The 26,015-nt window shown below is 43.9% G+C and carries 20 protein-coding genes and 2 pseudogenes; 8 read left to right on the top strand and 14 right to left on the bottom strand.

From position 1 onward, the window contains the following. Positions 1-82: 82 nt before the first annotated feature. Positions 83-273 (bottom strand): annotated as a pseudogene (locus FQ608_RS10560) (Y-family DNA polymerase); the annotation flags it as partial. 128 nt (positions 274-401) lie between these two features. On the opposite strand from FQ608_RS10560, the gene FQ608_RS10555 reads away from it, so the two are divergent. The 6 genes from FQ608_RS10555 (at position 402) to FQ608_RS10530 (ending at position 6,334) form a co-directional block, all read left to right on the top strand. Then, the gene (locus FQ608_RS10555; RefSeq protein WP_317168913.1) at positions 402-1,100 is read left to right on the top strand and encodes an XRE family transcriptional regulator; all 699 of its coding nucleotides are present in this window, start codon (positions 402-404) and stop codon (positions 1,098-1,100) included. Positions 1,101-1,223: 123 nt separating this feature from the next. Next, positions 1,224-1,709, top strand: coding sequence for a methylated-DNA--[protein]-cysteine S-methyltransferase (locus FQ608_RS10550; RefSeq protein WP_158858195.1), 486 nt, complete (start codon positions 1,224-1,226; stop codon positions 1,707-1,709). 150 nt (positions 1,710-1,859) lie between these two features. Further along, on the top strand, positions 1,860-2,255 hold the full coding sequence (locus tag FQ608_RS10545; RefSeq protein WP_158858194.1) for a DoxX family membrane protein: 396 nt from the start codon (positions 1,860-1,862) through the stop codon (positions 2,253-2,255). Between the two features lie 25 nt (positions 2,256-2,280). Continuing rightward, the gene (locus FQ608_RS10540; protein WP_394351650.1) at positions 2,281-2,943 is read left to right on the top strand and encodes a Crp/Fnr family transcriptional regulator; all 663 of its coding nucleotides are present in this window, start codon (positions 2,281-2,283) and stop codon (positions 2,941-2,943) included. A gap of 133 nt (positions 2,944-3,076) precedes the next feature. Next, positions 3,077-5,005: an ABC-F family ATP-binding cassette domain-containing protein gene (locus FQ608_RS10535; protein WP_158858193.1), complete on the top strand. Its 1,929-nt coding sequence runs from the start codon at positions 3,077-3,079 to the stop codon at positions 5,003-5,005. A 48-nt stretch (positions 5,006-5,053) separates the two neighbouring features. Beyond that, a complete protein-coding gene (locus FQ608_RS10530; RefSeq protein ID WP_158858192.1) occupies positions 5,054-6,334 on the top strand; it encodes a type IX secretion system plug protein in 1,281 nt (426 codons plus the stop codon). A gap of 146 nt (positions 6,335-6,480) precedes the next feature. Here FQ608_RS10530 and FQ608_RS10525 read toward each other — a convergent pair whose 3' ends face one another. The 9 genes and pseudogenes from FQ608_RS10525 to mtaB form a co-directional block, all read right to left on the bottom strand. Further along, positions 6,481-7,215, bottom strand: a complete 735-nt coding sequence (locus FQ608_RS10525; protein WP_158858191.1) for a hypothetical protein — start codon at positions 7,213-7,215, stop codon at positions 6,481-6,483. 30 nt (positions 7,216-7,245) lie between these two features. Further along, positions 7,246-7,335: pseudogene (locus FQ608_RS28025) on the bottom strand (DUF433 domain-containing protein); the annotation flags it as partial. A 159-nt stretch (positions 7,336-7,494) separates the two neighbouring features. Then, a complete protein-coding gene (locus FQ608_RS10515) occupies positions 7,495-8,277 on the bottom strand; it encodes an SDR family NAD(P)-dependent oxidoreductase (RefSeq protein WP_158858190.1) in 783 nt (260 codons plus the stop codon). Between the two features lie 10 nt (positions 8,278-8,287). Next, positions 8,288-9,364 carry a sugar phosphate isomerase/epimerase family protein gene (locus FQ608_RS10510; protein WP_158858189.1) on the bottom strand — a complete coding sequence of 359 codons (1,077 nt, stop codon included), beginning with the start codon at positions 9,362-9,364 and terminating at the stop codon, positions 8,288-8,290. Beyond that, positions 9,364-11,916, bottom strand: coding sequence for a DUF7133 domain-containing protein (locus tag FQ608_RS10505; RefSeq protein ID WP_158858188.1), 2,553 nt, complete (start codon positions 11,914-11,916; stop codon positions 9,364-9,366). Before FQ608_RS10505 ends, FQ608_RS10510 begins: the two co-directional genes overlap by 1 nt. A gap of 1,510 nt (positions 11,917-13,426) precedes the next feature. After that, positions 13,427-14,128, bottom strand: coding sequence for a 3-keto-disaccharide hydrolase (locus tag FQ608_RS10500; RefSeq protein ID WP_158858186.1), 702 nt, complete (start codon positions 14,126-14,128; stop codon positions 13,427-13,429). A gap of 46 nt (positions 14,129-14,174) precedes the next feature. Beyond that, positions 14,175-15,545, bottom strand: coding sequence for a neutral/alkaline non-lysosomal ceramidase N-terminal domain-containing protein (locus FQ608_RS10495; protein ID WP_158858184.1), 1,371 nt, complete (start codon positions 15,543-15,545; stop codon positions 14,175-14,177). 53 nt (positions 15,546-15,598) lie between these two features. After that, complete coding sequence (locus FQ608_RS10490) at positions 15,599-17,674, bottom strand: BNR-4 repeat-containing protein (protein WP_158858182.1); 2,076 nt, start codon at positions 17,672-17,674, stop codon at positions 15,599-15,601. 167 nt (positions 17,675-17,841) lie between these two features. Then, complete coding sequence (gene mtaB, locus FQ608_RS10485; protein WP_158858180.1) at positions 17,842-19,161, bottom strand: tRNA (N(6)-L-threonylcarbamoyladenosine(37)-C(2))-methylthiotransferase MtaB; 1,320 nt, start codon at positions 19,159-19,161, stop codon at positions 17,842-17,844. 233 nt (positions 19,162-19,394) lie between these two features. On the opposite strand from mtaB, the gene FQ608_RS10480 reads away from it, so the two are divergent. Both FQ608_RS10480 and FQ608_RS10475 read left to right on the top strand, forming a co-directional pair. After that, positions 19,395-21,557 (top strand): glutamine synthetase III family protein, encoded by a 2,163-nt coding sequence (locus tag FQ608_RS10480; protein ID WP_234364161.1) that lies wholly within the window; start codon positions 19,395-19,397, stop codon positions 21,555-21,557. 558 nt (positions 21,558-22,115) lie between these two features. Next, entirely contained in the window at positions 22,116-22,322 is a 207-nt protein-coding gene (locus tag FQ608_RS10475) for a hypothetical protein (protein WP_158858178.1), read from the top strand. A 394-nt stretch (positions 22,323-22,716) separates the two neighbouring features. Here FQ608_RS10475 and FQ608_RS10470 read toward each other — a convergent pair whose 3' ends face one another. The 4 genes from FQ608_RS10470 to FQ608_RS10455 all read right to left on the bottom strand — a co-directional run bounded on the left by FQ608_RS10470 (position 22,717) and on the right by FQ608_RS10455 (position 25,798). Beyond that, positions 22,717-22,992 (bottom strand): hypothetical protein, encoded by a 276-nt coding sequence (locus FQ608_RS10470; RefSeq protein ID WP_158858176.1) that lies wholly within the window; start codon positions 22,990-22,992, stop codon positions 22,717-22,719. Between the two features lie 239 nt (positions 22,993-23,231). Continuing rightward, positions 23,232-23,375, bottom strand: a complete 144-nt coding sequence (locus FQ608_RS10465) for a hypothetical protein (RefSeq protein WP_158858174.1) — start codon at positions 23,373-23,375, stop codon at positions 23,232-23,234. Positions 23,376-23,598: 223 nt separating this feature from the next. Then, complete coding sequence (locus tag FQ608_RS10460) at positions 23,599-24,684, bottom strand: DUF4221 family protein (RefSeq protein ID WP_158858172.1); 1,086 nt, start codon at positions 24,682-24,684, stop codon at positions 23,599-23,601. Positions 24,685-24,817: 133 nt separating this feature from the next. After that, positions 24,818-25,798 carry a 6-bladed beta-propeller gene (locus FQ608_RS10455; protein WP_234364160.1) on the bottom strand — a complete coding sequence of 327 codons (981 nt, stop codon included), beginning with the start codon at positions 25,796-25,798 and terminating at the stop codon, positions 24,818-24,820. Positions 25,799-26,015 lie beyond the last annotated feature (217 nt).

Raw genomic sequence — 26,015 nt, 5'->3', positions numbered from 1 at the left:
CCGTTGAAGGGGTTGAAATGTCGTCGTGATATGGAAGCCCCTACAGTCCGGCACTCAGTTTTGCTCCCATATTTTCCATTTATCGCGCTGTACGCATGGGCATGGCGGAGTGTACGCCGAAGCTGCGTTCCTCATAGCTGCATGCACCACACCGCGGTCACCACTCCCTCCGATAAGGATGGGTTTGCTGTGTACCCGATCGTCATAGAGCCGCTCTAAGGAGACAGAGAAGTTGTCCATATCCAAGTGTACGATGTTTCTCTTATATCCCATTGCTGAGCTACTCATAAAAGGTAAAATGTCTGAATAATAATTGAAATGTTTATTTAGTTAACATTTTTACGCCAATAATATAATCATAATAAACTATCTTTGCCCCCGAGTCACCCGCTTAAATTTTTATGATGTATATTCATTCAAATATTAAATTTCTGCGTAAAAAGAAAGGAGTGACGCAGGCGATCATGGCGGAGGCGGTCCGAATCACCCGGTCTAAGCTTGCTGGCTATGAGCTCAACGTAAATCCACCCCTGGATGTAGTGGTGCGTCTCTCGGAATATCTGGAAGTTTCAGTTGACCTGCTGCTGAAGGAGGATCTCAACGTCTATGCTGAGCACAGAATCAGGGAGATATTGGAAACGAACCGCTTTTTCAGGGGAAAAGATTTACGCATTTTGGCGACTACTGTAGATGCGGACGGCAAGGAGTTTATCGAAGTAGTTTCCCAACGGGCCAAAGCCAGCTATTTGGCAGGATTTGCAGATCCGGATTTTATTGGAGAATTGCCCCGGTTTTCATTGCCGTTTTTGTCAGAAGACAAAAAATACCGTGTCTTTCAGGTGGATGGAGATAGCATGGATCCCATCCCAGATGGCGCTTGGATCATCTGCGAATATGTGGATGATTGGACAGTAATTAAGGATGGTGAAAAGTATGTGGTCGTCACGGCACAAGATGGAGTGACCTTCAAGTTGGCATATATGCTGCAGGGAGAGGGGAACAGGCTTCTGCTCTGTTCGACTAATCCTGCATATAAGCCGTTTAGTGTAGAAATGGAATCTATCAAAGAAGTCTGGAGATACCGGATGATGATGGTTTAAACCTTGGTTTTTACTTCTAAGTTGTAAGACATATGAAATCGAGCATGACGAAAGGGTCATATATAAAGATGATTGTCAAACATGCGAGATTCCATCTGACCACTGGAAAAAAATTATAAACAGATGAAAGAGACTATGGTAATTGCTTCTCCGTTGGGAAATATTCGGCTACATGCTGAGGATGGTTACCTGCTGTCTTTGCAATTTACAGAAGATCCCGAGGATCTGGGTACAATGGATGTTTTTCTACTGGAGGTAAAGTCGCAGTTGGATGCGTATTTTCAGGGAGATCTCAAAATATTTAATATTCCCGTTGCCCTAGGGGGGACGGAGTTTCAGCAAAAGGTGTGGATGGAAGTGAATAAAATTCCCTACGGAAAAACCGCCTCCTACCAGCAGATAGCAAAACGGCTAGATTCTCCTAAAGCGGTACGTGCTGTAGGAGGAGCAAATGGATTGAATCCCATTTTAGTAGTTATTCCCTGCCACCGCATCATTTCCCAGACAGGTGAGCTCAACGGATATGCCGGTGGGCTATGGCGTAAACTCAAGCTACTTCAACTTGAATCCCGAGACCAACCAGGGAACCCGTATAGTCTCGGTTTTTGATTTTCGGCAAAGAAGTCAGAGCGGGTAATTCAGGAAGGTTTTTCAAGTGTATTGTGCCCTTCATTTACATCGAAACATAAAATTCCCCCTAACATCGGCGAAATTCTTTGTTGGATGGGGTTATATTTGAATATCTGAAACGTATATTGTATGAATTCATTTGCATATCTACTTGTTCGGCTTACTATTGGCATGAGTATGTTCGGTCACGGATTAGTCCGGATACCCAAGTTAACAGATTTTAGCGAAGGGATGGTAGCCAACTTCGAAGGATCACTGTTGCCTGTTTTGCTGGTGCGGCCATTTAGCTATGCCCTGCCTTTTCTGGAATTTATTATTGGACTCTTCCTGTTTATGGGTTTTAAGACCGTGTTCTTTGCCCGGGCAGGAGGGATGCTGATGGTACTACTGATATTCGGCACTTCAATAATCGAAAACTGGAGCGCACTACCCTCTCAAATGATCCACGCTTCTTTTTTCATTGTGCTTCTTCAATTTATAGCATCCAATAACTATATAGCATTGGACGCCTACTTAAAAAAATAAATTCTTCATTCCAAATTTAATCTTTATGAGAATAAACAGCAGTGAACTTAGAGAAAAAATCCCTCAAATAACTGATCCCCGTTTATTGGAATTGATGGCAGAGGAAGGCAATCTGTTAACTTTTGAGAAAGGTGCTACGATCCAGGATCCGGGGCAATTTATAAAAATGGTTCCTATTGTACTGTCAGGTTCTATCAAGATTCTACGGATGGATGAGGATGGTAGGGAATTGTTTCTTTACCACTTGGAGCCAGGAGAGACCTGTGCACTTTCCCTTACTTGCTGCAGTGCCCAAAAACCCAGTGAAATAAGGGCGGTGGCCGAGGAGAGAACAACCCTTTTAGGCATACCCCTGCAGCGGCATGAACAATGGTCAGATGAATTTAAGCAATGGAAGGATTTTGTCTCCAGTACCTATCAATACCGTTTCCAAGAGTTGCTTTCTACGTTGGACGCAGTTGCCTTCAAGCGGATGGACGAACGGCTGATGCGCTATATAGTGACTAAAATGAAGCAACTAAAGGCAAACGAACTGCATACCACCCATCAGGAAATAGCCAACGAACTGGGGACATCAAGGGAGGTTATTTCGAGGCTCTTGAAGCAGTTGGAGAAAAAAAAATGGATTGAGCTGGGAAGGAACATTATCTATGTTCGGGATGATTTTGAAGAATTGGTCGGAAAATAATCACCGATTTCACAGTGACTGGAGGGGTGTTGAACCTTTGGAAAAAAATTTCTGGAAAGGGAGATTCCCAATGAAAATAATACAATCCTACTCAAACTTTCCATTTATCCCCAGCTTTTTCTAATTTTGCACCATGCTTTCAATAAACAACCTCTCCTATTTCATAGGAGGAAGGGCATTGTATGAAAATGCCTCCTTACATATCAAACCAAAAGACAAAATAGGCTTGGTGGGACTCAACGGTACCGGAAAGTCCACCTTGCTCCGAATTATAAACGGAGATATTCTTCCCAGCAGTGGGGACATCCAAAAAGCCAAGGATTGCACTATCGGATTTCTGAACCAGGATCTACTTTCGTATTTGTCAGAAGACAGCATTTTGGATGTAGCCTTGGAAGCTTTTAAGGAAACCCTTAATCTACAAAAGGAAATAGATAAGGTTCTCCTAAAGATGGAGACTGACCATTCCGATGCCATCATGGAGAAATTAGCCACTTTGCAGGACAAGTTCGAAGCCAACGAAGGTTATACCATCAAGGCCAAAGCAGAAGAAGTGCTCGAAGGCATAGGATTTCAGACAGCTGATCTAAACAGACCGTTGAAGACTTTCTCCGGGGGTTGGCGTATGCGGGTCATGCTTGCCAAGCTGCTGCTTGAAAAGCCCTCCCTGCTGATGCTTGATGAACCTACCAACCATCTTGACCTTCCGTCTATTCAGTGGGTAGAGAATTACTTGAAAAATTATGAGGGGTCTGTTATCGTCGTTTCACATGATCAGACCTTTCTCAACAATGCTACCGAAGTCACCGTGGAGGTTTCCCGACAGACACTAACCAGCTATCCCGGAAATTACGATTATTATAAGAAGGAAAAGACCGCCAGGGAAGAAATCCAGCAGAATGCCTTCGAGAACCAGCAGCAGATGATCAAGCAGACGGAGAAGTTTATTGATCGGTTTCGGGCCAAAGCCACAAAGTCCAATCAGGTCCAATCCCGGATCAAAGCCTTGGATCGGATGGATAAGATCTCAGAAGTCGTCAGTGATGATGTTTCCGTCAATTTCAAATTCAAATTTTCCCAAAAATCGGGCAGAGACGTTGTAGTTTTGGACAAAATATCCAAATCCTTTGGAGACATAAAGATTCTGGACCTGGCCCATGCGCGGATAGAGCGGGGAGATAAAATTGCCCTGATTGGAGCCAACGGAAAGGGGAAATCTACTGTTCTTCGTATTATTAACGGATCTGAGAGCTTCACCGGGCATAGGGAAGAAGGCTACAATGTGATCAAATCGTTCTTTGCCCAACATCAGCTGGAAGCGCTGGACCTCAACAACGAGATCCTGCAGGAAATGGTACAGGCTGGTAGCAGTAAAAGCGAAACCGAACTCCGAGGTGTACTAGGCTGCTTTCTCTTTTCGAATGACGATGTTTTTAAAAAGATAAAGGTACTTTCCGGTGGTGAAAAATCCAGGGTCGCCTTGGCTAAGACGCTGATCTCAGAAGCGAACTTTCTGTTGTTGGATGAACCTACCAACCACTTGGATATGCAATCAGTCAATATCCTAATCCAAGCATTGCAACAATACGAAGGAACTTTCGTCACCGTGTCCCACGACAGGCATTTTATCAAAGGTGTTGCCAACAAAATTTGGTATATAGAAGACCATCAAATTAAGGAATACCCCGGGACCTACGATGAATATATCTACTGGGAATCACAGCAAAAACAGAAAGAACAGGTAGTCGTTCCCGTGAAAAAGGAAAAGAAGCCTGTCCCAGTAAGTGTATCCGTTGAAGAACAAAACCGGGTGAAGAAGGAATTGAAATTGAAGGAAAAGGAGCTTGCGGCACTCGAAGAGCAGATCATGGAGACAGAAGAAGAAAAGCAACGGCTTGAGGTATTGATGGCAGACCCTAAGGTATTTGAAGATCTTCCTGAGCTCGAAAAGTTAAACAATCGGTATCAGACAGCGGTGACTAAAGAAGCCTCTTTGAATGGGGCTTGGGAAGAGCTTGCTGAGGAAATTGAGGAATTGCAGGGTTCATTGGCAGTCAAGTAGCAAATCCGCAAACATGAAGTGGCAGGGTGTTTGATTATAACAGGAATTATGGGATTAAATGTACGTTTGATTTTTCTGGTAATAGTGTCAGTCATGTTGGCACAGGGACCATCTTTTGCGCAGAAATCCTTTGAAGACCAAGTCTTTGACGAAAATATTCAGGCAGTAAGGCTGTACCCAGGCGGAGCGGATTTTTCCACCCAGACTAATCCACCAGTTATATCCATGAGTGGAGCGGCGTCCTTAGTCCTGCATTTTGATGACATTGCATACGAAGCAGAAATGTTTTCGGCAAAAATCATTCACTGCAACGTGGACTGGACGCCTTCAAGACTTCGGGATGCTGATTTTTTGCAACAATACAACGAATTTAATGTCAATCAGTACGAATACGCCATTAATACCCGTGTACCCTATATCCATTATACCTTTGCCATACCCCCAGTCACCAAATCCGGCAATTACATTATCCAAGTATATAGGGGGAGAGATGAATCCCAAACGGTATTTACGAAAAAATTTATGGTGTTCCAAAACCAGGTTACCCTGGGAGCTGCCGTAGTGCCGCCCAGTCGGACTCAGGACAGAAGGGATTCCCAGCAGATCAATGTTAACGTAAATTATAATAACAGGGAACTGTTTGATCCCCTGAACGCAACCAAAATCGTAATCCGCCAAAACCAACGTGATGACCTGGCTATCGTAGGCCTTAAGCCCACAGCAATTCGGGAGGATAGGAAAGAAATTCAATACCAGCTGTTCGACGGCACCAATACGTTTAGTGCGGGCAATGAATTTCGCTTCGTGGATATACGCTTTGTGCGGACTGTGGGTAGAAATGTGACCGCAGTTAGGATGGAAGAAGATGTGGTATTTGCTGAGGCAGGTATAGATGCATCCCGACAGGGACAAGGTTATCTAGAATACTTGGATTTGAATGGACAGTTTATGATTATGAACGCCGAGCGGCAAAATCACGAACTCGAAAGTGAATATATATTATTGACTCTAAACCTAAAATCTCCACCCCTTCCAGAACCGCCCTATGTCCTTGGTGCTCTTACCAACTGGGGAAAACTTCCGGAGGCCAAGATGGTCTATGACCAAAAGAAGGGCATGTACCAGTCTACTTTGTTTTTGAAGCAGGGCTGGTACGATTATCAATATGGGCTCAAGACTTCTGATGGTTGGGATACCGAGGCATTAGAGGGATCCCACTTTCAGACAGAAAACGAGTACGAGGTTTTTTTCTACTACCGCGAGATGGGTTCTAGATATGATGAGCTTATTGGCTATTCGATTTTAAACCCGAATAAGAGGAGGTTTTGATAGTTGATGCTTATCTGGGACAAAATCAATGGTGTCTACCGAAGATTTTGTTTCCCGCAGATGGCGCAGATTGCCGCAGAATGGGAACGGCCAAAATTTATTGACTATGGGATTTCTTCAACTGGGTATTTTTAACAAATGCTTGTTTATTGGAATAATTTTAACTCATATCCAATTGTGAAGCTTAAATATAGTCCGTCATATGTGTGACGGTTTTCTGTAAACGTTTGGCCTTCGTAAATAATCTCATGAAAATTTCTGGTAGCGAGGGGTTCACCGGTATTGATCCCCCACATTGCATCTATGGAAAGTCTGCTTCTGGGGTTCATCCTATAGAAAAAACCAATCTCAGGTCTCAAAAACACGTTAAATTTTTTATTGGTATGCGCTTCACCATAAACAAAGATATCCCTGACAGGTTGCTTGTCTCCAACTCTAATTATGCTTCTAAATTCATCGCCAGAATAGTTATACCTGTTAAACCTGATATAACTTAGAGGTAAGGAAAGTGAGGTTTGAAATCCGATTTTACCATTGGAAAAATTAAAATCTTTCCTAGCTGTTGGCCCAATTGACCAGAATGCAAGTGTTGGACCGTTGCCTTTGGCTACCATTCGTTCAGGTTGTAAAATATTAAGCTCCGCAGTAGATCGATTGTAGCCGATATCAATTCCGATATAGAAATCATCAACGATTTCCTGTCGGCTAAAAAGGTTAAAAGTCCACATTGCGGAACTTCTTGATTGAAAAGTTGAGAGAGAGCCGGAATTTTCCCAATCAGCAATAAATCCACCCACCCTAGCACCAAAATAAATATTTTGACACAGAGCCTCAGTTGCTGAAGTCAGGAGTAGAAAAAACACGAAAACAATTCCTCTCATCTGTATTTGAATAATTTAATTAACGAAGAATTAAAATAATTTATTTTTATACGCCAAGCAGGCTAATAAATCTTCACGGGTGAGCATCGGGAAATGTGCCAAAATCTCCTCCATACTATCCCCGGCTGTCCAGAACGCTGGTCAGGATGAATGGTGAGGTATTTCTGATATTCTATCATAAGTATGGTTAATTTTTTTGAAACTAATAGTAGTATCTAAAGATAAGAACCAATTATGATTGAGAAAAATTTAGCTATTTTGAATTCAGATTTTACCACCTTACTTTGCAGTCCAGCCGCCGTCGACTGTGAGCATGGAGCCTACCATGTAGCTGGAGGCTTCGCTGGCGAGGAAAATGGCCGCACCCTGGATTTCCCGTAGTTCTCCCCATCTTGCCAATGCCGTGGCACCAACAATAAAGTTCTTGACCTCCTCGGTATCGGCTACCGGAATATTCATTTCTGTGAGAAAGGGTCCGGGACAGATTGCATTGACATTGATATTAAAGGGAGCCAATTCCAAGCCTAAGGCCCGGGTCATTTGCACTATTGCACCCTTGCTGGAAGTATAGGGCGTTCTGTTGGCTAAACCAACCAACCCCAAGGTACTCGCTAGGTTGATGATGCTTCCCCGTTTCTGTTCTTTCATATGGGGGATAACGGCCTTGCAACAAAGCCAAGTTCCAGTGACGTTGACCTGCATGACCTCGTTGAACTGATCCAGACTGAGTTCTTCGATGGGGCCCCGGATATTAATTCCGGCACTGTTGATTAGAATATCAATGCGGCCAAACGCAGCTACGACTTTATCCACCATCCCATTAACTTGGTCTTCTTTGGTGATGTCCGTTGCATAGGACATTGCTTTCACCGGGTACGATTGAGCTAGGTAAGATGCGGCAGTTTTGCCCTCCTCTGCATTTCGGTTGACTAGGGCGATATTCGCTCCGGCAGAGGCAAGTCCTTCCGCCATAGCCAAACCCAGACCTTTTGAGCCCCCGGTAATGACGGCAGTCTTGCCGCTTAGGTCAAATTGTTTGATGCCAGGTAATTTTTGAGTCATTGGTTTAAGGTTAACGATTAAAATTAAGCGTACTTTCACTATAGGCCAAAGATTGGCGTACATTTTTTTCTTCCAACGCCAACAAACTTTCCATATCCATCTGACGGGTTCTGGGAAGTGTCGTTTGATGGGTTTTTACCATTTCGAGTATATGTGCCATGGCACTGGCAGGAATCTGATCATGGAAGGTAGGCCAGTACGATGCCGTAAGGCAAGGAATAAGTAAAGGATCTCTAGTGATCATTTCCAAATTAAAGGTAATCGAAGGAAAGAATTTTTGACAAAGGCCTGCAATTTTACCCAAGTCTAAGATACCTTCACCCAAAGGTACTTCGGACATTAGAAAACCCTGCTCATGAGTCTCAACGGCCATATCCTTGATGTGCGTGGAATAGACGTAGGGCGCCAATACTTTGGCGGTATAAATTGGATCCTCTAAAAGGGCTATACTGTTCCCAAAGTCCAGGGTCACCCCGATCCATTCGGAATCCAGCTTATGCAGGATGGCAACCAATTCTTCTGAGCGCCAGTCTTTGTGGTTTTCTACGGCGAGTTTTATCCGGTACTTTTTCAAAACCGGTTCAGCAAGTTGTAAGGCAAGCAATCCTCTTTCCTGAAATTCCAGAAATTCTCTGTAACTATGCAAGGCTTCGTATCGTCGGGGACCAAGGCTTACACATCGTAAAACTTCGGCTCCTGCTTCTTTGGCCAGTTTGACTTCTTCTTCGAATAGGTCCATGTCAGCTTCGCTTTTCGGAAGCCCGATCGATCCCTCCAGATAGAGCCCTGACTTTTCCCGTTCATCACGGACTTTTTTGGCAAAATCCGATGCCCAACCCCGGACAGTAACCTGTATTCCCCCGGCTCCGATACTATGGCAGTGGTGCAGCAAATCAACCGCATCCCGGAACCCAGGATATTGATTACTTGCGGTCTTAGATTGCCAGCGTGCAGCATAGGAATGCACAACAATCCCCATTTTTTTTCCCGCTGCCCATGCCGGAAAGTTTGGAATATGAAGGCCTAGCGCTCCCAAACTGGCTAGGCGGATAAAATTTCTTCGATTAAATTTATTGGGGTTCTGCATTATTGGGATTTCTCTTGTTCGGATTGGATATAGGTTTTAAGTTCCTCAGCACCCCAGGGTATAACCCGTCCTTGGGTGACGTTGCGGGTGGTGGCGATAAACCTCCTATCTATTGCTCCGGCATTATTTCCCCATTCATTTCGGATATAGGTCAAAATCGCCGAAAGTGTTCCGTCATCCAAACTCGTATGTGCCGGCATTACGGGTAATATATCGGGAGTATCATAGGTCTTGCCTTTAACTTCGAGTGGACCTTCCATGCCGTGCAATACGATCAGCGAAAGTTGTTTTTGGTCTCCCGTCACCCATTCGGAACCTGCCAAAGGAGGTCCCATGCGATTAACCCCTTCCCCAGCATTTCCGTGACAACCAGAGCAGGTACTTAGGTAATGTTGACGGCCTAGAGCGAAAAGTTTTTGTTCCACTGCGGTCAATTTGACAGATTGAGCCAGTAGTTCCTTCTTTTTTTCGTTTCCTGGCCATGTAAAAAGATTTGCCAAAGCGGTATATTGATGGGGAGAGAGACTATTGCTACCTACTGTTTTTGTTATTTCTGGTGCCTGTGTGAGAGGGATGGGTTCCAGCCTATTCCCACCTCCAATGGTCAAGGCAGTTAAAATTGGCTTATATTTCCAGTTTTGGGCAGGTGGATGTTGCTCCAAAAACACTAACAATTGCTCTACCTCTTTGCTGTCGCCTTTGGTGATGATTGCTCCAGTGAGCATTTCCAAAACAACTTCTTTTTCCGGATTGGAGGCGTCCCATTCAGGGTGGCGAAGTAGAAATTGTAAAAAGGCAAACTGCTGGTCTTCCAATCCGCTAAGAACAGCGTCACGAATGAGGGGAGAGTCACCGTGCAGCGTAATTATTTTACCCAAAATATCTAAAGAAGAGATAGGCAAAAGTATTGGGGCACTTAACGCGAGCTGAAGAACAAAGGGATTCAGACTACTGAGCGAAGTCTTAGTTATTCTTGAGAGAATAATGGGTTCGAGTTCTAGATTTTTTTGGGCAGAGGGTTCCAACAACCGTAATGCGGTAGCGGAGACATACGGGTCAGGATATAAAAGCAAGTTGGTTAATCTACCTGGCTCTAATCCGCCGAGTGCTTCCAAGGTCCACAATGCATGAATTTTTCCCCAATTCCCTTCCTTTTTGTGGATTGCCTTCCAAAGCATGGGAATGCTTTGGGGATCATTCCGCTCCACAAGCAGCCGTTGGGCGATGTCCCGATGCCATCCGTTTATATGGAAAAGGGTGTTAACTAATTCATCTAAGGCATATGTAGCTAGCTTGGGAATAAGCTGGGGTTCCAATCCTTCCGGTACAATACGCCAGATCCTCCCCCGGTTGACTGGAAGGAGCAGGTTGCGGCTGAGTGTTTGCTCCCGTAGGTAAGGGGTGATATAAGCCCCATGCTGTACCAATCCGCGGTACATGTCTGCAATATACAGTGCTCCATCCGGGCCGGAAGCCAGATTGACCGGGCGAAAACGTTCATCGGTGGAGGCTAAAAACTCCCTGCCGGGGTTTGGGTCTTCGGCGAGTAAGACAATGCCATCTTCAGTTACCACATTTCGTTTTATTAGGTTCCCCGAAGGCTCACATACAAAGACATTGCCATAATAGCTTTCAGGAAGGGCTGTGCCCCTGTAATAGAAAGGAGCACAAGCTGCTGTAAATTCCTGTAGCCTGCCCTCTTCATCCAGAATACCCGGTATATAGCCACGGTTAATGGCAGGGTTGGGGCGGATAGGATAGATGCGGCGGTCAACGGAAAGGCCATGGTCTATGCCTGTGGTAGGAGTGTGATAAGGATTTTGGCTTAGGTAGTTGGGTGGAACCAAATCAGCATGTAGTTGGGACCAGTTGTAGTTGTATACTAGGCGGCCGAAATTGTCTTGGCTGATTCCCCATTGGCCACGTAGTTCGGTGGTATCGCGGATCCACTCCGGATCTACCCTCTTGTATCTAAAACGTGACCTAGAATTGTAGTGCCAATTATCCATTCCACGAAGCAGCCCGTTGGCGGAATGTTCGGGGAGGTGGTTTCCTGCATAGTCCGGATCTACCATGACTTTCGTGTCCGCCTTGCCGTCTCCATCCAGGTCTTTGGTCCACCAAAGTGCCATGTTTTCCACAACCAATGCTCCATCACCTACAACAGCAAGTGCCCGGGGCATGATCAGACTGTCCAGGTAGATGGTACTGATATCCATTGTCCCATCTCCATCCGTGTCTTCCAGAATATTGATACGGCCAACGGGTTCGCTTTCTCCCAATCCCTCAATATCCGGCATAAACCCACGCATCTCAACTACCCATAGCCGGCCGAATTCATCAAATTGAATGAATACCGGATCTTGGACCAGCGGTTCTGAAGCAACCAACTGTATGGCTAGACCAGGTTCGAGTTGGAAAGTCTTTAATTCATCTTGAGGAGTTTTTGCGGGAGATGGCCCTAGATCGGGCTGGTTTATGGTGGAAAAAAGCACCAACAGTGCCCCAAGCAGGGCAATACCAACCAACGCTATAAAAAGGTAATTCCGCAAGGTATATTGGGTTGATTATCAATGTTTCTAAAAGTAAGGTTTATTTGATAAAAATAAAATCCGTTGGTAAGAAATTTTGATATTGATGGATACTCGATATTAATGGATATTAGTAGAAACATGCAGGCAGGTATGGCCTATCGGCTGAAATATGGTTAAAATATTATAGAAACCGGAGCGAAGGGGAGAACCCGTGTGATTGATATTTATTCTGGATATTTAGAAATAAAAATATGGTGGAAATATAGCCTACGGTTGAAATATTAAAATTTGATATTTATTGATACTGGATATTTGTTGATATTGGGAGGATTGAAATATGGTGGAAATAAAGTAGAAATATAGTAGAAATATGGCCTACGGCCGAAATATGGTTGAAATATAATAGTATTCGGAACGAAGGGGAGACGTTGTAGAGAAGTGGTTGCAGGATATTGCCTAATCCGTACTATTCCCTACAAAGTAAAATTGAACACGGAAATTGCGGATGACACGCCTGCCTAAAGGCGGTAGGCAGGGATAATGCGGATTTTTCTGAGTGGTGTCCTAATTTTCAACTTCAATTAAAACAATCTGCGTATATCCGTCCAATCCGTTTAATCAGCGTTCAATTCACTTCATGGTAAAATAGAACACGGATGACACGGATTTTTTTGGTTGAATTAAAAGTTGGATGTCATTAAAATTGTTCTGAGGGAGTCCATACAATAATTTTGAAGGTTGAAATTTTTTAATTAGACTGTTAACACATTTATGCTATTTTTAGGATTCAATAAAACGATAAAGTCGATAATTAGGAGTTTGATAGGATTGTTGATGTTGGTGATTTCTACTGCATCAGGGAAAACGTATTATGCAGATAGTACCAATATAAGATCTGAAATCAGTCAGTATGGGATTACTTGGACATTTGACCGCCCGGTATAGACCGGCGGATGCGGGAGGATGACCCTTACATAAGTAAACGTGGTAATTTTCCCCGGCCCAAGGGTGAGGGAGATACCTTTGACCCTTTCGTGACGGAGATGTGGAAGGGCCATAGAGCAACCGCTCCCTAGCAGGAAATTTATGGGGTGAGAAGAAAGTTTGTTTGGGTAGGGCAAAAGGGTACTTGGGAGGAGTAGTAGGTTTGTTTAAAAACCACCCCCCAACCCCCTCCTAAAACAGGAAGGAGAGGACAAAATCTATACATTTGTAGATGGATATCGTACCAACGGAAGGATAGATCCACATACAGACTACGATGCACTTACGCTTGACTGCATCGGGAATAAATGGCTAGGCATGTGAATTGATGAAGATGCTTTTGTAGTATTTACGGAGTTCGAAATTCCCAAAAGCCATACCCCGTAACCGCTACGCTCTTCGGGTCGATTCCACCCGACTCCAATATTTCTATCATATTTCGGCCGTAGGCCATATATCTACTATACCCTGAACCGCGAGGGTCTCCGCTACGCTCCGATTTCAACTTTATTTTGACCTATTTAATTTCCATGAATATCTAGTATTAATCAATCCTCCTAACCCTTATATTCCTAAAATACACCTGATCCCCGTGGTCGGTGAGTAGAATATGGCCGGATTCCAGTTCGCCGTAATTGGTGTCGTGTTTGAACTTTGTGGCTGCTTTTCGTTTTTTGTAATCCTTGCTTCCGCGGGTGTAGCTGACGAGTTTTACGCCGTTCAGCCAGTGTTCCACCTTTTTTCCTTTGGCCACTATCCTGCCGGAATTCCACTCGCCCTGGGGGTGTAGCGTTTTGTTTTTTGGGGGATAAAGCAGGTAGGCGGCACCGGTGGAGCTCAGTCCGTTGGGGTCTTTTTTGATTTCGGGATGGTTGTAGTCATCGATGATTTGGTATTCGGGACCGTTGATCATAGAAGCACCTGTTTCTTCATTTACCAGCGTGCCGACAAAATATTTGATCCCACTGTTGGCGTTTTCGGTGAGGTTAAACTCAAATTCCAACTCAAAATCCCCATAGGTGTCTTTGGTAATGATGTCTCCGCCTTTGCCGTCGAGGTACAGTACGCCGTCAGCATATTTCCAGGCATGGGCGGGGAAGGCAGGGTCTGTTTTTCCGCGCCACTTGTCCATACTGGTTCCGTCAAAAAGGACTTCCCAATCTGTCTGGGCATGAATGGGCTGGTTTACGACTAATAGGGTAACCAAAATGGCTGTAAAAGCACTGAATTTTTTAGGGGTATTCATGGTTCGCTGTTTTATACTAACTATACTGTAAATCAAATAGATGGGGCTAATCTGGACTATTCCTAATACCAAGGGAACCTGCCAGTTCATCGAAGCTTGACAGGATGTGTGCCTCTATACCTTTTTCCCAAGCACTGGGGAGGCCATAGACCATTTGGGAAGAATATCCTTCGTAGCCTCCCTCTTCCAGAATTAATTCAGAAGGGATGTATCCCATGACGTCATTGCTGTACGCCATTACAAATATATCTTCCCCATATTTTTCCTTGAGTGCGATGGTGTATGCGATGGTTACTTCACCGCCCATATTGAATAATGTTTGCCCTCCCAGTTGCCAGATTTGAAGGGGGTAGGGGTAGTTTTCCAAAAAGGCTTTGCCCTCGGTAGATTCCTTTAGCATGCGGTTGGCCCAGCGTTGCATGTATCCATTTTGTTTATTGGCCATTTTGACAAGTTCATTCGAACTGGGTGCTGGCGTCAGGGCAAGGTCAATTTCCCGGTAGGCGGTTTTGACTTGGGCGGGTAGTGGTGTCATTTTTTCAGCCAAAACCCGCTCTACGGACGCCGCGAGGCTTTTTCCATATTGGACTGCAAGAGGCAGGGTCCTTCGGGGCATTGGATTCTGATCACCAGAAGCACCCTGGAAAAACATGGCGACAGTGCCCGGGAATGTTTTTTCCAATTCGATCTGGGCAAAACCCGGATAATCACCCGACCATGCATAATGGTCCAAAACGGTTGGGTGGCATGCATAACCAAAAACCACCGCCACAAGGTCCCCGCTTTCGCTCTCCACCTTGATAACAGGCACTGCGTAATCGTTAGGTCCGGCTAGGTCTTTGACTTTGGTGATTTGCGCTTCAGGATTGTTGCGGCGGTTAACTTGAAAGCGGGAAACCCCGTTAGCAGATGCAAGCCTAACTGATGTTTTTTCGGCCATGGCGGCAGCTACCAGTTCCACCATCTTTACCTCCAGCCATTGGCTGTAGTCGTTTATCAAGGTCCGTTGGGGTTGATCCAGCGGATAAATGTCATAAAGCGCCTCTGCCAGCACGGGGCCGGAGTGGGTATGTGAACCGTTGAGTATGATCTGGCTTTTTTCCAACCCAAATTTTTGCTGCAGGTGGGTTCGGATGCGGTCCGACATCTTCTTGGGAAATCCAAGTATATCTGCCGTAACTAACACGACTTGGTTTTTCTCCTGATCCTCCAATACAAGCACCTTGGCATACAGGTCGTGGTAGGTTTCCGTTGCCTCATGGGTGCGTGCGGCATAGCCTGCCATCCACATGGGTTTTTCGGGGGTAATAATTCCTTTGCTTACCCCTGCTTGCCAGGTGTAGGAGGGATCCGACTGGCCAAAAACAGCCGGACAAAATAGCGGGATCAATAGAAGCACTATCAGTAGTATTTTCATAGAGGGTTGTAGTAAACTAATTTGAAACGTGTACACGGGTGTCATGGAAAATCTTATTTAAGTGCCCAATCTACTGCATTGGTGAGTAAATGGATAAACGGTGGGCTGCTGAAATCGGTGGGGAAACCCAGGGAGGTGTAGAAGATTTTGCTTTCGCCGATCTGCCGCGTAAATGCCACCGGTTCGGCGTGTGATGATGAGGTTCCATGCAAAAGGATTTTGGTGGTCTTGTCATCGGCCAAAGGGCTGACTAGGTAGATATTTCCCCGGCTTGTCCAAGATTGTTTGGGAATTCCTTTTAGGATAGGGTGGTTTTTGTTTTTTCTGTTAACGCTTACTGTGGTGGGGGAGGTTGCCGGACCGTAGCCTTGGTTTTCGTGGCCGAGGATTTGGGGCACAAATTCCCACCAAGCTTCGTGTCCTGTCTCTACCGTTTCCTCAGGCAGGGAAAAAGCATGGTTGGCGGTGCGGATACCGATCAAAGGTTTACCTTGGGCAAGGTGGTTTTTTATCAGTTCCAACTGGTCATGGGGCAGAGCTACCCGTCGGATAAATACCACCAAAAGGTCAGCATCGGCAATTTTCTCAACCTGGGGAAGTGTATAGCTTTCCCTAGGACCTTTGCCTAACAGGACGGAGGTTTGGTAGCCTTTTTCTTTTTCCAGCAGATTTGCAAATCCAGGGATGGTCCAAGTTGCCTCGTAGTTGTGTGGGTCTTCGCTGATCAAGAAGGTGATTTTCTTTTTAGCAGCTTGGCTTTTTTCCTGCGCAGTGGATGCCGTCCGATAATAGCTGACCTTACCATTTACTTCCAACTGATAGTCCCTATAGGTGGTATATCGTCCACTTAACCACAGCACCACTTCTTTTTCTCCATCTGCCAGGACGATGGGGCGAATATTGTCTGTAGTTGATTGATAGGTGATGGGAGCCCAAGTCCAAGCTTGGGAATTTGAAGACTTTTCGCCCCGGAAGATTTCATACCTTCGCTGCCCGTCAACCTCTAGCGGTTTACCGGTAGCCGGATCTACATCGGCGGAGAGGTAGACCACTTGTGAATTGGAGGGATGTAGGCTGATTAGTCCCGTATATTCATTTTCTCCCGGATACAGACGGCTTCCGGCAAAGGCAATCTCCTGTTGGGACCAGTTCGTTCCGTCCCAAGTGGCGTAGTGATAGCGGTGGTCAAATCCTCCCAAGGAAGTATTGCGGGTTTCGCCTCGTGTAATTGGATCCTTGGTGACTGAAAAGACAATATACGGACGGCCTTGGGGATCCAACTTAATATCGCTAGTCCATGCGACATCAGCCCGCGTGCTGGCATCGCCATCATAGACCACGGTAAAATCTGTGGGTTTATAGGGGCTTTTGGTGTTTCGGCTGATGGGACCTACCAGGGTACCGTCGGAGCGGAATAAGTTGCCATCCTCATAGTAGCCGTGATAAATGCTGTTGTTATGGTGGCGGGGGTGCTCCTCAGTTGTGATAAAATGAATCCGGCTTTTGCCATCGGAGGCATAACGGAGATATGCCCGTCCAAAATCCTCAAAAAGCCTTCCTCCAAATTCCCAGCTATCCCCTTCGTCGGTAGAAATCAGGAAATGGGGATTGCTTTCATTTCCCCGGTAAAAGTTAAAAGTTTCCCCGGTATCACTAAGGCGATACACATTGGAATAGCAGACCCTGCCATTGGTTTTCACAATCTTTTCCTCCGACCAGGAGCTAATATCTCCGACATTTTCGCTGATACGGTACCGGACTAGCGAATCGATGGAATGTCCCGCGTATACACTGAGGAGCTTTCCATCCGGCCTTACCATCAAGGCGCTTACATTGTGGTCGTCGGCAGGTAGGACGTTTTCTGAGAGGGAAAATTCACTCGTTTGATTTTTGCGGAGATCCCACTCTGTGACGGTATTCGTGCCAGAAGAAGTAACTCCCGAAAAGATTACTTTATCCTCCAGCAAAAGGGCCCGGTCATCTTGAAACCAGCACCAGCTGCCATCCTCGGACAGGCGTACGGTTTCACCAAGACTGACAGCCGTTGCGGCTGATTTTTGTCCCAAGAGAATTGTGGAGTGAAGGCTGCTTACAGAAAAAAGTAGAATGAAAAGAAATTTTGAGGTCATGGGTGTTTCGGATTAGCGATCAATCTAGCCTCTAAAATAAGAGATATTATCCTTTCAAGCACCATAAATGATGAAGGAGTGGTAAAAAAGAGGATAAATGGGGTGCTTTTAGTCTACGGAAGCAAACCCCTGCCAGCAACAGAGTTCTATTTCCAGAAGAACTTGGGTCAGTGTTTTTCGTATTGAAATTCCGGCTCCATCACTTCTACCACCCCCCGTTCATTAATTTCTTTCAACGTGACAGTCTTGATTTCGTTAATTAGTAAGGGATCATATTTGGCAGTGACCCGTATATAATTTTCCGTAAAGCCGTGCATCATACCATCTTCGATGTCTTCTTCAAAGAGAACTGCAAAGGATTCGTTCAAGTTTTCTTCGTAGAATTTCCTCCGTTTCTTTTCTGATAGGATGCGGAGCATTTTGGAACGTTCATTTCTTTTTTTCATAGGAACCACCTGATCCATCTCTACGGCGCGGGTATTCGCCCGTTCTGAATAGGTAAATACGTGGAGGTAGGAGATGGGGAGTTCGTTGAGAAACTGATAGGTTTCTAGGAAATGTTCATCCGTCTCACCGGGGAATCCGACGATGACGTCAACGCCGATGCAGCAGTGGGGCATCAGGGTTTTGATTTTGGCAACCCGGTCTTCATAAAGTTCCCGCAGGTACCTTCTACCCATTTTTCTCAGGACGGTGTTGCTGCCGGACTGTAGGGGAATGTGAAAATGGGGCACAAAGTGCTTGGATTGTGACACAAAAGTAATGATTTCGTTGGTCAACAAATTGGGTTCTATCGAGGAAATCCGGAAGCGGGGGATCCCGTCAACCTCATCGAGAGCTCGAACCAAGTCGGCAAACCGCACTTTCCGCTTACCGTCCACTATACCAAAGTCTCCGATATTCACTCCAGTAAGGACCACCTCTTTCACCGGGGTATCGGCAATCTCCCGGGCCGCCTGCAGAATGTTTTCCACACTGTCACTCCGGCTTTTGCCCCTGGCGAGCGGAATGGTGCAGAATGCACAGCCATAGTTGCATCCGTCCTGTACCTTTAAAAAGGTCCGCGTGCGGTCGTGCATGCTGAAAGCCGTATTGAAAACAGTGGCTTCTTCAATCTCCGAGGCCAGGACTTTGGTTTCTTGGGCATGGGCAAAATCATCGAGCAACTCGATTAGCCGGAATTTTTCCGCGGCACCCAAAACGGCATCTACCCCCTTAATTTCGGCGATCTCCTGTGGCTTAAGTTGCGCATAGCAGCCGATGATGGCCACATAGGAGTTGGGGGAGATTTTTTTTGCTTCGTTGACTATTTTTTTACACTTCTTGTCGGCGTTTTCCGTCACCGAGCAGGTGTTAATTATATAGATGTCCGGATTTTCCTCAAAGCTAACCTTCTGATAGCCCTTTTGCTCAAACATGCGGCTAATCGTGGAAGTTTCGGAGTAATTTAACTTACATCCCAAGGTATAGAAGGCAACTTTTTTCAAAACCGGATCATTTTTAAATAAGGTTGCAAATTTAGCGATAAATCCGGGTTTTTCAATTTTCGTAAAATTTGCGGAAATGGGGCCGGTTTTGGCAGTTTGGTTGGATATTTACGGATATTTTATAGAAATATCTGTTTTTCTTAGTAAGAAGGCTTCAATTTTTTACCAAAAACCTTGTTATATGAGATATTTTTCTACTTTTGTGTATCGTTTTTAAACCACAAATTTAAACAATGGCAACATTAAGACAACTAGCGTTGATGAAGGTGCAGGAGCGGGAGATGATTATCCCCCAAGCTCCTTCACTTAAAATTTCAGATTATTTCGGCACGCAGGTGTTTGGATTAAAGGAAATGCAGGAATCCCTTGCTCCTTCCGTATTCCAACGGGTAAGCGGTGCTATAGAAAAGGGTACAAAAATAGACATGTCCACCGCAGAGGAGATAGCCACTGCAGTGAAAAGCTGGGCGATGTCTAAAGGAGCTTCTCATTATACACACTGGTTCCAGCCATTGACCGGATCTACTGCCGAGAAACATGACACCTTTTTTGATGCCCTATCCGGCATGGAAAAGTTCAAAGGGTCTGCGTTGGTACAGCAGGAGCCCGATGCGTCTTCTTTTCCAAGTGGAGGCATCCGAACTACCTTCGAAGCCAGGGGCTATACCGCATGGGATCCAAGTTCTCCCATATTCATTTACGATCAGACCCTTTGTATTCCTACGATTTTCGTGTCATTTACAGGCGAAGCGTTGGATTTTAAAACCCCACTGATCAGATCTACAGAGGCAATTAATAACGCCGCAGTGGACATCTGTCAGTTTTTTGACAGAAATGTTCGCAAAGTAACCCCATCCTTGGGTGTGGAGCAGGAATACTTCGTGATTGACAAAGCCCTTTACGCTACCCGACCTGACTTGGTCATGGCTGGAAGGACCGTATTCGGCCATAATCCCGCGCGTGGTCAGCAGTTGGACGACCACTACTTTGGCTCCATCGCGCAGCGGGTGAAGCAGTATATGAAAGACTTCGAAATCGAAGCTTGGAAACTGGGGATTCCCGTATCTACCCGTCACAACGAAGTAGCTCCCGGACAGTATGAGGTAGCTCCTTTGTTTGAGGAGATCAACAAAGCTTCGGACCACAACCTGTTGTTGATGGATTTGATGGAAAAAGTTGCCGATAAGCACAACTTAAAGGTGTTGTTCCACGAGAAGCCGTTTGCTGGACTTAACGGTAGCGGCAAGCACAACAACTGGTCTCTAATCACCGATACGGGAGTGAATCTGTTTCAACCTAGCAATTCTGCCCGCGAAAACTTGCAGTTCCTTTGCTTCTTGGTAGGCACCATCAAGGCGGTTTATGTCTATGCGGACTTGTTGAGAGCCAGTATAGCATCTGCTGCCAATGATTTTCGATTGGGTGCCAACGAGGCTCCTCCCGCAATTATCTCCGTATTCTTAGGTACTACACTGAACAGTATCCTGGATGAGTTGGAGCAAAACGGCAATGTCAAAATTGAAAAAGGCGACAACATGTATATGAAATTGGGTATTACAAAAATACCTGAAATCATACTGGACAATACAGACAGAAACAGAACGTCTCCGTTTGCCTTTACAGGCAACAAGTTTGAGTTCAGGGCTGTTGGATCAAGCGCCAACGTAGCCGGCCCAATGACTGCGTTAAACGTCATCGTAGCCGACGTGCTCAAAGACATGAAAGTGGACATCGACAATGAGATGGAAGCCGGAAAGGAAAAGAAAATTGCCATCGTTGATGTGTTGAGAAAATACATCAAAGAAAGTAAGCATATACGTTTTGAAGGTGACGGATATTCCGATGAGTGGGCCGAAGAGGCTAAAAAACGGGGTCTTTCCAACTTGAAGAGTACGCCATTTGCCCTGGACGCCCTTACCACTAAGAAAACGGCTGACCTATACAAGAGGCATCGCGTTCTCAATGACAAGGAACTTCATGCCCGTCACGAAATCAGGCTTGAAAACTATATCATGCGGGTGCAGATTGAATCGAGGGTAATGGGTGACTTGGCCCTAAACCACATCATCCCAACCGCTATACAGTATCAGAATAAGCTGATCGAAAACGCAAACGGGCTTAAAGGGCTTGGCTTGGATCACAGAGCAGCGATAGAAACTATCGAACAGGTAAGTAAGCACATTGAGTCCCTGAAGGCCAACGTGGGTGAAATGACTGAAGCGAGAAAGCGGATTAACAAAGAAGAAGATATTGTTAAAAAAGCTAAGCAATACAGTACTGATGTAAAGGAGGCTTATTTTGAGCCGATCCGATACGCAGTCGACAAGCTGGAATTGCTAGTTGACAACGAGTCTTGGCCTTTGGTCAAATACAGAGAGATGTTGTTTTTGAAATAACAACTTACAATATAAAAACCCGGTCAATTGGCCGGGTTTTTTGTTTTTAAGCTTATTAGAAATAGTGGGTCTGGTGTCTTTTCCTAGGCTATCGAAAATATCGAAAAAGAAAAGACAGAACTGGACAGGATCGGGTTTTGGAGCGAAAGGAATTTCACCACAACCATATAGGCTGCCAAAACGGAACATACTATTTACTCTTATCCATGGGTTACACTACCGCTACATCCAAAACTCATATGCTCTTATTTGCCTTATATGGAAAAAAAATTTTTTGGCAGAATTTTTTTTTCCATTTTATTTTTTTTAGTGGACTGATTTTTGCCCAAATGCAAATTCCATTTAGTAACATACAAATATTATTTTACATAAATGCATATTTGATAATTTGTTTATTTACAATTATACATATCTGGTTTATAGGTATTTAGAAAGTTTTGGAAATCAATGATTTTATATCATCTTTGAAATGAATTGAAGGAAATTTGTGAATTCAACTCCCTTCTGAAACAATAAAATTTTGATTATTTCCTTTAGTATTTAAACGTTTTATAAATCATGAACAATTTAACGAGATTAATTTTGGCAAATGTTCTTGCCCTGGTGGCGGTAGTAGCTTTGCTTGCTGTATTTAAATTCTTGGGAATAGAAATCGGTAATTCAGCCGGTTCTTTCTTACCCAATATAATCTTATTGACCGTTCCGCAGATTGGCTTTGTGTACTTTTTTTTAATGACTTTCAAAATCAAAAAGCAAATCGCCTAAGGAAGCTCTGGTTAATAAACCTTTCCTAGATAAATGCATTAAAAAGAGTGCTTCAATTTTCGTCGACCTTTTTTGGATATCCTTGTCAGATGCCAAGTATACCCAAACTTCCGCGGAGAGCAAAAAAAAAGGAACCACAGAGACCACGGAGGTTGCACAGAGCACACCAAGTTTTTTTGTAAATATCGCTGTGTTCGCTGCGCTATCGTTGCGTCCGTGGCGTGAAACAAAAGGGACCACAAAGGACTCGGAGGTTTCACAGGGGGCACGAAGTTTTTTTGGTGAACTTTGCTCCCTTTTTTTTAAACCACATAGTTCACAGTAGTTCACATAGAGTTTTTACAAATCCTTTGCGCCTTCTTGTGGTCAAAAAGGTCGGGTGATTTTTTCCTAGCTAGAGTCCTATCCCTATCCTAAAACCCGGACTGACCTGTTGAAAGAAACCGTTGAAGTACAACTGCGGGGATACCGTGATATGTTTTCCTGCTTCCCAGTTTATGCCTAGGCGCATCATGTTTGGCTTGAAAATATCGCCGCGCTGCTTTGTCAGGGTGCCAAGTTCTATACCCAGCCAATTCGACTTGTCTTTTTGGTTGGAAAAGTTTCTTCTATACCCCACATTGGTGAAATTGTTTATCACTGCCCTATTTTCCGCATCGAATGAAAACATCAGGTTGTTCGAAACATAAAACTGATTTCTTAAAATCCCCTTATGATTGAGGTGAAGCCCAATTTCACCGCTAACATCTGTCAGAAAATCCTGATATAATTTCCGGCTCTTCCAAATGATATTTTCGTTTTCAAAAGTTGGAACCTGAAAATTTTCAGAGACGTTGGCTCCGGAAAAATTATATATTGTGAAAAGATGTTAAGGGGAGTGTTAGTTGATAGGTTGATAAGTCGGTAGGTTTATAGGTTTATGGACTCCGGTCTTCCCTGACTGCCGTCATGCCAGGTATTGCCTACGGCCGAAATAGATTGAACCTTTAATGATTGCCAGGAATGGGTGGGCGAAATTGCCATGCCTCCTGCTAAAAAGCCTCTATACGTCATCTTGCAACTCGGGTAGTGGAAGTGAAATATTATTTCCGGTTAACAAATTACAAGCCAACAATTATCCATTCACCCCTGTATTTGCGTATATTTGGACTATGAACTATCAGGATTACATCGAGATAAGGTCGGATAAGAGATTTGGAAAGCCTTGCATCAAAGGGACTAGAAGGATGTTTGTAAAAAGGGGAATTCGGTTTTCCGAGGAAAGGCCTGTTTAAATTTATTTAATTTTTTCCATCTTCAAACGGACAAATCCCATCTCATCCTTCATATTTTCATAAATCCATATTTTACCGTCCTTGGCAAAGTGTTTTGTCGGCTTCTTGGTCAAATGCGGGACTAATGTCTCTCCAAGTTGATTTAATTCCTCGTCATACGTTGTTAAATAAACATCTGTTCTGCTTTCATTTTCAATATAGGAAAACCGGAGAAATAGTTGACCGTCCCGATCCCAAAATGGCGGCATGAAATTAACCTCTTGTTTATACCTGGCATATTCAACCCTATATTCCTGGGGAGTTTCATGTTCTTTTTTATAGGTTTTCTCCTTTTTGTTAGCTGTTAGTTGGCTTGTATATGATTTCATAAAAAAGGAGTCCATCGCCGTGTCATACCACATCAAATCACTCGTAATTTCATTTGACAAAATCACTTTCCTACCGAACTTTTCTATACCCACTTTTGGTGTTTGATGCATTGTACTCTTTCCAATATAATGCATAAAGCTATATTCAGGCATCTTATTAAAGCTTTTTAGCTCCACCCTTGATGTTTCATATTTCTCCAAATGGAGCACTCCCAATACAAACTTCTTATCCTCATATCCTTGGATCAATCCATATAATCGCTTGGAATCGGGATCCAATAACACACTACCTCCCATTAACAGATCTCCCCCATTATGCCATTCCGCCAAAGAGAAGTTTTCATAATAGACAGTCATTAACTTTTCTCCTTCCATAGAGAATAATGAGCTCAGATACATACCCGTAATGGAAACATGACTTTCGTCGATAAATCTCATCATTCCTATTCCAGGACCAGTTCCGTTAGGTCCTTCTTTTTCGAAAGGAAATTTTTCCTCTAGGCGAAGCTCATCCAAATTGATTTTTTCAAGGGTATGGTCATCAACATTAAAGTTATATAAGTACTTTTCGCCCTTTCCCATGTCCGAATTCAAAAGTTGGTGTTTTAAAAAAATAATTTCATCACCTGGATCAATGATCACGGTATCTACCGAAAATTGCAGGTTGGAAAAATACCCCGAGCTATTTTTAACAATATCTTCTTTACAGGAAATTAACATTACAAGAATTAAACAGAATAGATACCGCATATATATTTTTGTTACATTTTTAAATTATGGGAAAAAAGGTAGCATTTGAGATAGATGTTTTTTGCTCGGAGACCGTCCATCTCTATTGGCGAGAAATAGGATCTTATTTTAACTTGACTATCGTGATCTCCGGATTTTGCTCTTCAATGGAACTGTCAATATATGCTGCCTTTTTAATGTAATAAAAAACATCCTGTTTCAGGTCTAAAGGTCTCACAAAAACAGGTTCTCCATTATCATCGAGCAAGCCCTCACTGAGATTGTATCCCAATTCTTTTTTTTTGTCATACAAAAACATAAATCGCTTCCAGTCCTGATCATATTCTAACAAATAATAAGAAGAACTATTCACCATGTTGTACAACAAGAGGGTTTGGTACTCCCGCTCACCGAGAGACTGGGGGCGCTCAAAACGGAACTTGACGGCTGGTTTTAGCGTCTTACCCAATACTTGATATAACGTGTCCCGCATCATATTTTCAGGAGTAAGGACAGGCATAAACATAAATAATCCCTCTTCAATATTAGAAAGCCAATATCTAAACGGATAACCTCCGATTATTTTTTGGTCTAATATAATCGTCCTAAATGGAATGGTATCTGAAATTACAAAGTTATCATTCAGCTTGTAAATATTGGTCTGATTCGCAAAATGATCGCCGATCTTTATTCCTATTTTCTCCGAAACTAACCATACATCTCCATCCAAAACTTTTACATAGCCAATTGGATAGTCTAACTTTCTTTCCTCTATAAGCTTATAATCCGGCCCATAAACTAATAACTTATTGTATGCTGAAACAAAAATACGCCCGGAGTCCCCATCTATATCCATAGAATTAACCCTTTGATACTCTCCCGGACCCTCTCCTTGCTTCCCCAAAAATTGCATAAAATTCCCTTCCACATCAAAAATTGAAATCTTGGAATCTGAAACGAATAACCTATCCCGATGCAGTTTGACATCTTTGATATGTCCGAGAAAAACCCCATCCCTTGTCTCCAATTTAATTTTCTTAACTGTGATTGCCATTTCAGACAAGAGAATAGCATCATCTGTTTTATTGGGGACTTGTATGGTCATCAATTCCGACTTTGCGATTCCGTTATAACCCGAGATCAAAAACGGTAACGTCAAATAAAATATCAGGAGTCTAAAATTCATTTTATTTCACCTTGGATCATTTTAATATAAAGAGTGGCGGATCAGTAGATCCTCCGTTAAATGAAATTGGTTAATTCATTTGTGTTGTTCGACCGAACTGAACAGTGGCCGCTCATATGATGAACCTGATGACGTA

Source organism: Lunatibacter salilacus (genome assembly GCF_009797935.1).
GTDB lineage: Bacteria > Bacteroidota > Bacteroidia > Cytophagales > Cyclobacteriaceae > Lunatibacter > Lunatibacter salilacus.
Note: the sequence above shows the minus strand (reverse complement) of the source record. Positions and strands in the feature narration are given on the sequence as shown.